Annotated in this window: 9 protein-coding genes; 1 reads left to right on the forward strand and 8 read right to left on the reverse strand. The window is 66.3% G+C overall.

All coding sequences use genetic code 11. From position 1 onward, the window contains the following. Positions 1-35: 35 nt before the first annotated feature. The 4 genes from odhB to sucC all read right to left on the reverse strand — a co-directional run bounded on the left by odhB (position 36) and on the right by sucC (position 6,632). On the reverse strand, positions 36-1,262 hold the full coding sequence (gene odhB, locus AC1DIN_RS20750; protein ID WP_441472982.1) for a 2-oxoglutarate dehydrogenase complex dihydrolipoyllysine-residue succinyltransferase: 1,227 nt from the start codon (positions 1,260-1,262) through the stop codon (positions 36-38). A gap of 125 nt (positions 1,263-1,387) precedes the next feature. Continuing rightward, on the reverse strand, positions 1,388-4,345 hold the full coding sequence (locus tag AC1DIN_RS20755; protein ID WP_476811142.1) for a 2-oxoglutarate dehydrogenase E1 component: 2,958 nt from the start codon (positions 4,343-4,345) through the stop codon (positions 1,388-1,390). Positions 4,346-4,541: 196 nt separating this feature from the next. Continuing rightward, positions 4,542-5,426, reverse strand: coding sequence for a succinate--CoA ligase subunit alpha (gene sucD / locus AC1DIN_RS20760; protein WP_441472984.1), 885 nt, complete (start codon positions 5,424-5,426; stop codon positions 4,542-4,544). Positions 5,427-5,435: 9 nt separating this feature from the next. Further along, complete coding sequence (gene sucC, locus AC1DIN_RS20765) at positions 5,436-6,632, reverse strand: ADP-forming succinate--CoA ligase subunit beta (RefSeq protein ID WP_476811143.1); 1,197 nt, start codon at positions 6,630-6,632, stop codon at positions 5,436-5,438. A 173-nt stretch (positions 6,633-6,805) separates the two neighbouring features. Here sucC and AC1DIN_RS20770 point away from each other — a divergent pair, with 173 nt between their 5' ends. Continuing rightward, positions 6,806-7,444, forward strand: coding sequence for a 2OG-Fe(II) oxygenase (locus AC1DIN_RS20770; protein WP_441472986.1), 639 nt, complete (start codon positions 6,806-6,808; stop codon positions 7,442-7,444). A 62-nt stretch (positions 7,445-7,506) separates the two neighbouring features. On the opposite strand, the gene mdh is transcribed toward AC1DIN_RS20770, so the two are convergent. From mdh to AC1DIN_RS20790, 4 genes are all read right to left on the reverse strand, one after another. Continuing rightward, entirely contained in the window at positions 7,507-8,472 is a 966-nt protein-coding gene (gene mdh / locus AC1DIN_RS20775) for a malate dehydrogenase (protein ID WP_441472987.1), read from the reverse strand. Positions 8,473-8,785: 313 nt separating this feature from the next. Beyond that, positions 8,786-9,385, reverse strand: coding sequence for a TetR/AcrR family transcriptional regulator (locus AC1DIN_RS20780; protein ID WP_476811144.1), 600 nt, complete (start codon positions 9,383-9,385; stop codon positions 8,786-8,788). A 170-nt stretch (positions 9,386-9,555) separates the two neighbouring features. Continuing rightward, complete coding sequence (zapE, locus tag AC1DIN_RS20785) at positions 9,556-10,734, reverse strand: cell division protein ZapE (protein ID WP_476765881.1); 1,179 nt, start codon at positions 10,732-10,734, stop codon at positions 9,556-9,558. A gap of 180 nt (positions 10,735-10,914) precedes the next feature. After that, positions 10,915-11,745 (reverse strand): ABC transporter substrate-binding protein, encoded by an 831-nt coding sequence (locus AC1DIN_RS20790; protein ID WP_476765882.1) that lies wholly within the window; start codon positions 11,743-11,745, stop codon positions 10,915-10,917. Positions 11,746-11,778: the final 33 nt, after the last annotated feature.

Below are 11,778 nucleotides of genomic sequence, written 5' to 3' on the forward strand. Positions count from 1 at the left end.
GTCTCCTCCTGTCCCGCAGCCGCGGGTCTGGTGTCTCAGAGATCGAGCACGAGGCGCGCCGGATCCTCCAGGCCTTCCTTGATGCGGACGAGGAAGGTCACGGCTTCCTTGCCGTCGATGATGCGGTGGTCGTAGCTGACGGCCAGATACATCATCGGGCGGATCTCGATCTTGCCGCCGACCACGACCGGACGCTCCTGGATCTTGTGCATGCCCAGGATCGCCGACTGAGGCGCGTTCAGGATCGGGGTCGACATCAGCGAGCCATAGACGCCGCCGTTCGAGATCGTGAAGGTGCCGCCCTGCATCTCCTCGATCTTGAGCTGGCCGTCACGGGCCTTCTTGCCGAACTCGCCGATCTTCTTCTCGACGCCGGCAATCGAAAGCGCGTCCGCATCGCGCACCACCGGAACCACCAGGCCCTTCTCGGTGCCGACCGCGACGCCGATATGGTAGTAGTTCTTGTAGATGATGTCGGTGCCGTCGATCTCGGCATTGACCGCCGGGATCTCCTTCAGCGCCTGGACGCAGGCCTTCACGAAGAAGCCCATGAAGCCGAGCTTCACGCCGTGCTTCTTCTCGAACACGTCCTTGTACTGGTTGCGCAGCGCCATGACGTTGGTCATGTCGACCTCGTTGAAGGTCGTCAGCATCGCTGCGTTGGACTGGGCTTCCTTGAGGCGGCGCGCGATGGTCTGGCGCAGCTTCGTCATCTTGACGCGCTCTTCGCGGGAGGCGTCGTCCGGCGCCGACGGAGCGCGGACCTGCACCGGAGCCGCCGCCGCAGGCGCAGCGCTGACGCCGGTTGCGATTGCGGCGAGCATGTCGCCCTTGGTCACGCGGCCGTCCTTGCCCGAAGCCGGGACCGACGAGGCGTTGATGCCGCTCTCGGCGGCGAGGCGCGCCACGGCCGGGCCGGAATCCGCGGCCTTGGTCGCAGCCGCCTTCGGGGCCTCGGCGGCCGGAGCAGCAGCGGCGGGCTTGGCCTCCGCCTTTGGAGCGGGCGCCGCAGCGGCGGCAGCACCGCCATCGGCAATCGAGCCGAGCAGCGCGTTGACGCCGACCGTCTCGCCTTCCTTGGCGACGATCTCGCCGAGCACGCCGGCGGCCGGGGCGTTGACCTCGAGCGTCACCTTGTCGGTTTCCAGCTCGACGAGAGGCTCGTCGGCCTTCACCGCCTCGCCCGGCTTCTTGAACCACTTGCCGATCGTGGCCTCGGAAACGGATTCGCCGAGGGTAGGTACGCGGATTTCGGTCGCCATGTCAGGCCTCTGTTGTCTCGTTCTCTGGCGGTCGGTTTGGCATCGGCTGAAGCCCGGGAGCGGCCTTCAGGCGCCGATGCGGCATCGAACCCGGCAACACCGAAGCGGTGTCGCCGGGAGGTTGATCAGGCCGCGAAGGCCTCGTCGAGGAAGGCGTTGAGCTGCGCGGTGTGCTTCGACATCAGGCCGGTCGCGGTCGCGGCCGAGGCCGGGCGGCCGACATAGCGCGGCCGCTTCGACTTGGAGCCGGCATGGCCCAGCACCCATTCGAGATAGGGCTCGACGAAGGTCCAGGAGCCCATGTTCTTCGGCTCCTCCTGGCACCAGACCACATCCGCGGCCTTGAAGCGCGCCAGCTCCTGCGCCAGCGTCTTCAGCGGGAACGGATAGAGCTGCTCGACGCGCATCAGATAGACGTCGTCGACACCCCGCTTCTCGCGCTCCTCCAGCAGATCGTAATAGACCTTGCCGGTGCAGAGCACGACGCGGCGGATCTTCGCGTCCTTGACCAGCTTGGTGGTCGACTTGCCGCGCTCGGCATCGTCGTGCAGCACGCGGTGAAAGGTCGAGCCTTCGGCCAGTTCGCTCAGGTCGGAGACGCAGCGCTTGTGGCGCAGCAGCGACTTCGGCGTCATCAGGATCAGCGGCTTGCGGAAGTCGCGCTTCAGCTGCCGGCGCAGGATGTGGAAGTAGCTCGCCGGCGTCGAGCAGTTCGCCACCTGCATGTTGTCCTCGGCGCACATCTGCAGGAAGCGCTCGAGCCGGGCGGAGGAGTGCTCCGGCCCCTGCCCCTCATAGCCATGCGGCAGCAGGCAGACGAGGCCGGACATGCGCAGCCACTTGCGCTCACCCGAGGAGATGAACTGGTCGAACACGACCTGCGCACCGTTGGCGAAGTCGCCGAACTGCGCCTCCCACATCGTCAGAGCGTTCGGCTCCGACAGGGTGTAGCCGTATTCGAAGCCGAGCACCGCCTCTTCCGAAAGCATCGAGTTGATGACCTCGTAGCGGGCCTGCCCCTCGCGGATATTGTTCAGCGAGGTGTGGCGCGCCTCGGTCTCCTGGTCGATCAGGACGGAGTGGCGCTGCGAGAAGGTGCCGCGCTCGCAATCCTGGCCGGAAAGACGGACGGGGTTGCCGTCGAGCAGCAGCGAGCCGAAGGCCAGCGCCTCGGCGGTCGCCCAGTCGATGCCCTCGCCCGCCTCGACCGCCTTCTTGCGGTTGTCGAGGAAGCGCTGGATCGTGCGGTGCACGTTGAAGCCGGCCGGAACCGCCGTGATCTTCTCGGTGATCTCCTTCAGCGTCGCTGCCGGCACGCCAGTGGCACCGCGGCGCGGATCGTCCTCATCGGCGCGGATCGCCTTCATGCCGGCCCAGCGGCCGTCGAGCCAGTCCGCCTTGTTCGGCTTGAAGGCTTGCCCTGCGTCGAACTCGACCTCGAGCTTGGCCTTCCAGGCCGCGCGCATCTCGTCGAGCTCGCCGGCGGCGATCACGCCTTCGGCCTCGAGCTTGGCGCCATAGAGCTCCAGCGTCGTCTTGTGGCCGCGGATCTTGCGGTACATCAGCGGCTGGGTGAAGCCCGGCTCGTCGCCTTCGTTGTGGCCGAAGCGGCGATAGCAGAACATGTCGATCACGACCGGCTTGTGGAACTTCTGCCGGAACTCGATCGCAACCTTGGCGGCGAACACGACCGCCTCCGGATCGTCGCCGTTCACATGGAACACCGGCGCCTCGACCATCTTCGCCACGTCGGACGGATAGGGCGAGGAGCGCGAATAGCGCGGATAGGTGGTGAAACCGATCTGGTTGTTGATGATGAAGTGCAGCGAGCCGCCGGTGCGGTGGCCCTTCAGGCCGGAGAGGCCGAGGCACTCCGCCACGACGCCCTGGCCGGCGAAGGCCGCGTCGCCGTGGATCAGGAGCGGCAGCACCTTGGAGCGCTCGACGATGTCGCCGAACTGGTCCTGCTTGGCGCGCACCTTGCCGAGCACGACGGGGTCGACGATCTCGAGATGCGACGGGTTGGCGGTCAGCGAGACATGGACGTTGTTGCCGTCGAATTCGCGATCGCTGGAAGCACCGAGATGGTACTTCACGTCGCCCGAGCCCTCGACGTCGTCAGGCGCGAAGGAGCCGCCCTTGAACTCGTGGAACAGCGCGCGATGCGGCTTGCCCAGCACCTGGGTGAGCACGTTGAGGCGGCCGCGATGGGCCATGCCGAAGACGATGTCGCGCACGCCGAGCGCGCCGCCGCGCTTGATGATCTGCTCCAGCGCCGGAACCAGCGCCTCGCCGCCATCCAGGCCGAAGCGCTTGGTACCGGTGAACTTCAGATCGAGGAACTTCTCGAAGCCTTCGGTCTCGACGAGCTTGTTGACGATCGCGCGCTTGCCCTCGCGGGTGAAGGCGATCTCCTTGTCCGGCCCCTCGATGCGCTCCTGCAGCCAGGCCTTCTGCTCGGGGTCGGAGATATGCATGAACTCGATGCCGACCGTGCCGCAATAGGTCCGCTGCAGGATCGCGACCATCTCGCGGACGGTGGCGAACTCCATGCCGAGCACGTTGTCGATGAAGATCTTGCGGTCGAGATCGGCCTCGCCGAAGCCGAAGGCCGCGGGTGACAGCTCTTCGGGATCGTTGCGGCTCTCGATGCCGAGCGGGTCGAGCTTGGCATGGAGATGGCCGCGCATCCGGTAGGCGCGGATCAGCATGATCGCGCGCACGGAATCGCGGGTCGCCTGCTGGACATCGGCCGGCGAGAGCGCCGTTCCGGCAGCCTTGGCCTTGGCGCCGAGCTTGTCCGAGACGACCTTCTCGACCACGGCCCAGTTGCCGTCGAGCGCCGAGATCAGCTCGCCATTGGCGACCACCGGCCAGTTCGGCTTCTTCCAGGAGGCGCCCTTGGCGTTCTCCAGCACCGACTGCTTGTCGTCCTGCAGCGCCCCGAAGAAGCTCTGCCACTGCTCGTCGACCGACTTCGGATCGGCCTCGTAGCGGGCGTAGAGATCCTCGATGTAAGCCGCGTTGCCGCCGTAGAGGAACCCGGTCTGCGCGAGAGCCTCGTTGATATCCTGGCGAGCCATGATGCTCCTGCCTTCCTTCACCGCTTGCGACATGCCCGGACCCTTGCCCGGACATCCTGTTCAACCTGTCATGCCCGGAGCCTGCCCCCGGGCATCTGCAATCTGTCGTCATGCCCGAGGCTGGCCCGGGCATTTCCTGGGATTTGGTGGCACGCGATGGCCGGCTCCAGGCCGGCCATCATGCGCGCAGGGCGCCTCAGCCCTTCAACACCTCGACCAAGGTCTTTCCAAGGCGCGCCGGCGAGGGCGAGACCCGGATGCCGGCCGCTTCCATGGCCGCGATCTTGTCTTCGGCGCCGCCCTTGCCGCCCGAGATGATCGCGCCGGCATGGCCCATGCGACGGCCCGGAGGAGCCGTGCGGCCGGCGATGAAGCCGACCATCGGCTTCTTGCGGCCGCGCTTGGCCTCGTCCTTGATGAACTGCGCCGCGTCCTCCTCGGCCGAGCCGCCAATCTCGCCGATCATGACGATCGACTCGGTCTTGTCGTCGGCCAGGAACATCTCGAGCATGTCGATGAACTCGGTGCCCTTGACCGGGTCGCCGCCGATGCCGACCGCAGTGGTCTGGCCGAGGCCCTCGCGGGTGGTCTGGAACACCGCCTCATAGGTCAGCGTGCCCGAACGCGAGACGATGCCGACCGAGCCGGGCTTGAAGATGTTGGCCGGCATGATGCCGATCTTCGACTCGCCCGCCGTGACGACGCCCGGGCAGTTCGGCCCGATCAGCCGCGACTTCGAGCCCGAGAGCGAGCGCTTGACCCTGACCATGTCCAGCACCGGGATGCCCTCGGTGATGCAGATGATCAGCGGGATCTCGGCGTCGATCGCCTCGCAGATCGCGTCCGCGGCGCCCGGAGGCGGAACGTAGACGACGGAAGCGGTGGCGCCGGTCTTCTCCTTGGCTTCGGCAACCGTGTCGAAGACGGGCAGGCCGAGATGAACCGAGCCGCCCTTCCCCGGCGAGGTGCCGCCGACCATGATCGTGCCGTAGGCGATCGCCTGCTCGGAGTGGAAGGTCCCGTTCTTGCCGGTGAAGCCCTGGGTGATGACCTTGGTGTTCTTGTCGATCAGGATGGACATGTCTGCTCCTCAGGCCTTCTTGACCGCTGCGACGATCTTCTGCGCGGCGTCGTCGAGGTCGTCGGCGGGGATGACGTTGAGGCCGGACTCGCGGATGATCGTCTTGCCTTCCTCGACATTCGTGCCTTCGAGGCGGACGACCAGCGGAACCTTGAGACCGACGGCCTTCACCGCCGCGATCACGCCGCGGGCGATGACGTCGCACTTCATGATGCCGCCGAAGATGTTGACGAGGATGCCCTGCACCTTCGGGTCGGCGGTGATGATCTTGAACGCCGCCGTCACCTTCTCTTCCGAGGCGCCGCCGCCGACGTCGAGGAAGTTCGCCGGGCTTTCGCCGTAGAGCTGGATGATGTCGAGCGTCGCCATGGCCAGGCCGGCGCCGTTGACCATGCAGCCGATCGTGCCGTCGAGCGCGATGTAGGCGAGGTCGTACTTCGAGGCCTCGATCTCCTTGGCGTCCTCCTCGGTCTCGTCGCGCAGCGCGACGACGTCCGGGTGGCGGTAGAGCGAGTTGGAATCGAAGTTCACCTTCGCGTCGAGGCACTTGATCTGACCTTGCGTGGTCACGATCAGCGGGTTGATCTCGAGCATCGCCATGTCCTTGGCGACGAAGGCGTTGTAGATCTGGGTCAGAACCGTGCCGGCCTGCTTGGCGAGGTCGCCGGTCAGCCCCAGCGCCTTGGCGACGGTGCGGCCGTGGTGCGGCATGATGCCGGTGGCGGGATCGACCGAGAAGGTCAGGATCTTCTCAGGCGTGTCGTGGGCGACGGCCTCGATGTCCATGCCGCCCTCGGTCGAGACGACGAAGGCGATGCGCGAGGTCTCGCGGTCGACCAGCGCCGAGAGGTAGAACTCCTTCTCGATGTCCGAGCCGTCCTCGATATAGAGGCGGTTGACCTGCTTGCCGGCCGGGCCGGTCTGCACGGTCACGAGCGTGTTGCCGAGCATCTCCTTGGCGAAGGTCTCGACCTCCTCGACCGACTTGGCGAGGCGCACGCCGCCCTTGGCCTCGGCGGGCAGTTCCTTGAACTTGCCCTTGCCGCGGCCGCCGGCGTGGATCTGCGACTTCACGACGTAAAGCGGACCCGGCAGCTTCCTGGCGGCCTCGACCGCCTCCGCCACCGTGAGCGCCGGGAAGCCGGCCGAGACGGGCGCGCCGAATTCCTTGAGAATGGCTTTGCCCTGGTATTCGTGGATGTTCATCCGGTAGCTCCTGACTGGGCTTTGGAAAAAGAAGGGCCGGAACCGGGCACCGTACCCCATCTGCAAGACGGCGAAACCCCGGCGCGAGCGGCCCTCGCGGCCGATTGCACGGGCAAGGATTTCGATGATAGGACGGAACAATCAGACTGAAGATCTGATTGGAGGATCAACCTATGCCGATGTCGTATTCCTGCATCAACATCGATTCCGTTCGCTCGGCGCGGACCGAGCGAGAACCCTACAACTACTTGGTGGCCGGCAACGTCATCTTGCCGGGGGCTGTCGACAGCTTGCGCAGCGATTTCCCCGACATCCGCGAGTCGGGCTACCATCCCGAGGAAGACCTCAAGCGGCACGGCGCCTTCGCGAAACTCCTCGAGGAGATGAAGGGCCGCGAGATGTCCGAGATCGTCTCCGAGAAGCTCGACATCGACCTCGTCGACAAGCCGAAGATGATCACGATCCGCAAGATCTCCGCCGCGAAGGATGGACGCATCCATACCGACAGCGAGTCGAAGATCGCGACCCTGCTCGTGTACCTCAACGACGCCTGGCAGGACTCGCCCGCCGGACGCCTGCGGGTGCTCTACAACGGCACCGACTTCGAGAACATGAAGGAGGAGATCAGCCCGGTCACCGGCTCGCTCTTCGCGTTCCGTCGCGCGGACAACTCCTGGCACGGGCACACATCCTTCGTCGGCGAACGGCGCGTCGTCCAGATGACCTGGCTCAGAAGCCAGGCCGACGTCGAGCGCAAGAAGAGCCGCGGCTCCTTCACCCACCTGGTCAAGAAGGTGCTGCATCTCGGGTGACGGCCGCAGCCGTCCCCCGATAGCCTGCTTCTTATGTGCCTGCGCCCGGCGCATCGCTCGCCTTAGCCGGCCAGCGACGCGTCGACGCCCTTGCAGGCGTCGACCAGGCCCTGCACCGAGGCCACCGACTTCGCCAGCATCTCCTTCTCGGCGCCATTGAGGCGGATCTTCACGACCCGCTCGACACCCTTGGCGCCGATGACCACCGGCACGCCGACGAACATGTCCTTCACGCCGTACTGACCCTTGAGATAGGCGGCGGCCGGCAGGACGCGCTTCTGGTCCTTGAGGTAGCTCTCCGCCATCGCGATGGCGGAAGCCGCCGGCGCATAGAAGGCCGAGCCGGTCTTGAGCAGGTTGACGATCTCGCCGCCGCCCTTGCGGGTGCGCTCGACGATGGCGTCCAGCTTCTCCTGCGTCGTCCACTTCATCTTCACGAGGTCCGGCAGCGGGATGCCGGCGACGCCGGAGTAGCGGACCAGCGGCACCATGTCGTCGCCGTGGCCGCCGAGCACGAAGGCCGAGACGTCCTTGACCGAAACCTGGAATTCCTCGGCGAGGAAGTGGCGGAAGCGGGCGGAGTCGAGCACGCCGGCCATGCCGCAGATCATGTTCGGCTTGATGCCCGAGAACTTCTGGAGCGCCCAGACCATGGCGTCGAGCGGGTTGGTGATGCAGATCACGAAAGCCTTCGGCGCATACTGCTTGATGCCCTCGCCGACCGACTTCATCACCTTGAGGTTGATGCCGATCAGGTCGTCGCGGCTCATGCCGGGCTTGCGCGGCACGCCGGCGGTGACGATCACGACGTCGGCGCCCTTGATGTCCTCATAGGAGTTCGTGCCCTTGTAGCCGGCATCGAAGCCGTCGACCGGAGCGGACTCGGCGATGTCGAGGCCCTTGCCCTGCGGGATGCCCTCGGCGATGTCGAACAGGACGACGTCCCCCAGTTCCTTGAGGCCGGCGAGGTGGGCGAGCGTGCCGCCGATCTGACCGGAGCCGATGAGGGCGATCTTCTTACGGGCCATTGCCTAGTCCTTTTGTTTCTGGCGCTACCATCGACACCGGCAGCTGCCGGCTTCGACATCCACAATGCCTTGGCTCAGCGACAGGCCGGTGGCCCGGCCGAAGCGTGCGTTCCTTTGGCCCAAACCGGGCTTTTGCTGCAACCCTTGCCCGAAAAGCGGCTTTTCTCGGGCATTGAGCGCAGATCGGACGATGGCGCTGCGCCAAGCTCGATTTTTCAACGACTTATCGACGAAGGCTTCGCGCGCTCGGTTCCGTTTGGGACGAAGGAGGAAAGTTACAACTTACTTATATTGTAATTCGTAACCAGATTATTCACACGATACCGCTGCCGAGCACCCGCAGGATCACCCGGATCAGGGTCGACAGCCGCGTATCCACCGAGGCCTGCGGCACGTCGGCTTCCAGCGCCAGCGAGGCGGGGTGGATGAAGCGGTTCGTCGCGTCGATCACGAACGCGACCGCGCGCTCGCGGTCGCGCGGCTCGAAGACGCCCGTTGCGACCCCCTCGTCGACGACGCGCTCGAACAGGGCCCTCACCCGCGTGCGGTTGCGCCGGCTGATGGCATGGCGCTTGGCGACGGCAAGCGACAGCGCCGCGAAGAGATGCGGGTCTTCCTGCAACAGGTCGCGGTTGGCCTTGGCCAGCGCCAGGATCAGCCGTTCGAGTTTATCGTCGGCCGGGTCCGGACCATCGGCGATATCGGCGAGCTTTCGCTCCGTCGCCTTCAGCCAGACGTCGACCACCGCGTCGATCAACGCCACGCGGGAGGGAAAGTAGCGGTAGACATTGGCATGCGTCATGCCCGCCTCTTCCGCCACGGCGACGACGGTGAAGCGCTTCAGCCCGAACTTGCGCAGATGCTCGCAGGCGACCGAAAGGATGCGGGTCTCGCTCGGCTCGCGCTGCGGCATGGGTCAGCGGCTCCCCGGTTTTGGATTCGCAAGGAAACACGCCGTCATCCCGGGCTTGATCCGGGATCCATGCCGGAGCGCTGCTGAGCAAGGTTCAGGCATGGCCCCCCGGTCGGCACTGCGCCGCAGCTCGCCCGGGACGATCCCCTCCCTATCGCCGACGACGAAACTCACGTCTCGACCAGCCCGGTGGTGTCGCCGCTCGCCGTCGAATCCGGCCTACCATGCGGCAGGGCCAGATAATCCTCCGAGCGCATCTCGATCAGCCGCGAGACCGTGCGGTCGAACTCGAAAGCCTCGCGCCCCTGCTTGGCGTGATAGAGTTCATGCGGCTCGGCCGCCGCCGAGGCCACGAGCTTCACATGGTGCTCGTAGAGCGTGTCGATCAGTATGATGAAGCGCTTGGCCTCGTTGCGCCGGTCGAGATTGAGGATCGGAATGTCGTCGAGCACCAGCGTGTGGAAGCGCTGCGCCAGCGCGATGTAATCCGAGGCGCCGTAGGCCTGGCTGCAGAGATCGCCGAAGCCGGCCCGGGCAACGCCGCCCGCCGCCTGCGGCAGGACGAGTTCGTGGCCTTGCACGGGGAGGACTGCCCGGTGCCCTCGCGCCACGCCCGAGAGCGCCTTGAAGGCCGCATCGAGAGCGGCCCTGGCCTTCGCATCGGCGGGGACATGGTAGACCGGCGCGCCGCCGAGCTTCTCCAGCCGGAAATCGGTGCGGGCGTCGAGCTTGAGGACCTCGACCTTGGTCTGCAGCAGCTGGATGAACGGCAGGAACAGCGCCCGGTTGAGCCCGCCCTCATAGAGCCGGGACGGCTCGACATTCGACGTCGCCACAACGACGACCCCGGCGGCGAACAGCGCCGTGAACAGCCGCCCGAGGATCATCGCGTCCGCGATGTCGGTCACGGTGAACTCGTCGAAGCAGAGCAGGTAGGCTTCGTCCGCGAGATCGGCCGCAACCGGCGCGATCGGATCGGAATCCTTGACCTCGCCGCTCTTGATCTTCTGGCGATAGGCGTTGATGCGGCGGTGGACGTCGGCGAGGAACTCGTGGAAATGCACGCGGCGCTTGCGCTTCACCGGCGCGGCCTCGAAGAACATGTCCATCAGCATGGTCTTGCCGCGGCCGACCGAGCCCCAGATGTAGAGCCCCTTCGGCGCCTGCGCCGTGTCCGGCTTCTTGCCGAAGAGCCAGCCCAGCGCGCTGCCCTTGCGCGCCAGGCGGCGGGCGGCAAGCGTCGCGGTCAGAGCCTCGAGCTTCTTCAGCGCCGTCACCTGCGCCGGATCGCGCTCGATGGCGCCCGCCTCGACCAGGGCGGCATAGCGGTCGGTGATCGAGGCTGTCATGGCGGCGGGCGGTGGCGATCCGAGGAAGTCCAGACCGGGTTAAGGCAGCCCCGCGACCATCGCAACCCCATGCGGCTCCGCCCCGCTGCCCCGTCTCCGGGATACCCGCCCAAAAATTACCCCGGCGCGGGCATGGCCCGGCCGGGGTGACGATCAATCGCGCCGAGCGGGTAAGTCCGCTCACTCGCCCTTGTTCAGGGTGATCGGCTTGATCGCGTTGTTGGCGAGGCCGTACTTCTGGATCAGCGCGTCATAGGTGCCGTTCGCCTGCAGCCGGTCGAGCGCGCCCTTGACGGCGTCGCGCAGCTGCGTGCCTTCCGCCGTCTTGGCGAAGGGGATGCCGGCGAGCGAATGGGTGAAGGGCTTGCCGAGCGGGATGTAGGTGTTCGGCTCCAGCTTCTGGAAGTGGCTCATCGTCTCGCTGCCCTGGACGCCGCCCTGCAGGCGCTGCGTCTTGAGCTGGGTGCGGGCGTCGACCGAGCCTTCGGTGCCGACCACGTTGATCGCCGGCTTGCCCTTGGCGACGCAATTCGCCTCGCTCCATTCGCCGATCTGGCGCGGCCAGTTGGTCGCGCGGCTGGCGCCGACGCTCTTGCCGCAGAGGTCTTCCGGGGTCTTGATCGTGTCGGCGAAGGCCGTGACCGTGTAGAACTGCGCGCCGGAATCCATGTAGTCGACGAAATCGGCGCTCTCGCGCCGCGCCGGCAGGTCGCTCATGCCGGCCATCACCGCATCGACGCGGCCGGTCTGCAGCGAGGGCAGCATCTGGGCGAAGGCGGTCTCCTGCCACTCGACCTTGACGCCGAGCTCCTTGGCGATGGCCTCGCCCAGCTCGATGTCGAAGCCGGCGAGCTGGTTGGTCGCGACGTCCTTGTAGGCGATCGGTGGATAGTTCGGCTGGGTCGCGATCACGATCTTGCCGGCGGTCTTGACGCGGTCCGGCAGGGCCTGGGCCTGCGCGGCAAGCGCTGTGCCGGCGAGCAAGGCCGCGGCGATGGTCAAACGAAGCATGGTTCTCTCCCGGTTGTGAACTGTTTGCGCCAT

Source organism: Allobosea sp. 05T438 (assembly GCF_056396025.1).

What these genes read in the sequence shown, in the direction of transcription:
- odhB (WP_441472982.1), bottom strand. Translation starts at nt 1,262, where the DNA reads ATGGCGACCGAAATCCGCGTACCTACCCTCGGCGAATCCGTTTCCGAG.
- AC1DIN_RS20755 (WP_476811142.1), bottom strand. Translation starts at nt 4,345, where the DNA reads ATGGCTCGCCAGGATATCAACGAGGCTCTCGCGCAGACCGGGTTCCTC.
- sucD (WP_441472984.1), bottom strand. Translation starts at nt 5,426, where the DNA reads ATGTCCATCCTGATCGACAAGAACACCAAGGTCATCACCCAGGGCTTC.
- sucC (WP_476811143.1), bottom strand. Translation starts at nt 6,632, where the DNA reads ATGAACATCCACGAATACCAGGGCAAAGCCATTCTCAAGGAATTCGGC.
- AC1DIN_RS20770 (WP_441472986.1), top strand. Translation starts at nt 6,806, where the DNA reads ATGCCGATGTCGTATTCCTGCATCAACATCGATTCCGTTCGCTCGGCG.
- mdh (WP_441472987.1), bottom strand. Translation starts at nt 8,472, where the DNA reads ATGGCCCGTAAGAAGATCGCCCTCATCGGCTCCGGTCAGATCGGCGGC.
- AC1DIN_RS20780 (WP_476811144.1), bottom strand. Translation starts at nt 9,385, where the DNA reads ATGCCGCAGCGCGAGCCGAGCGAGACCCGCATCCTTTCGGTCGCCTGC.
- zapE (WP_476765881.1), bottom strand. Translation starts at nt 10,734, where the DNA reads ATGACAGCCTCGATCACCGACCGCTATGCCGCCCTGGTCGAGGCGGGC.
- AC1DIN_RS20790 (WP_476765882.1), bottom strand. Translation starts at nt 11,745, where the DNA reads ATGCTTCGTTTGACCATCGCCGCGGCCTTGCTCGCCGGCACAGCGCTT.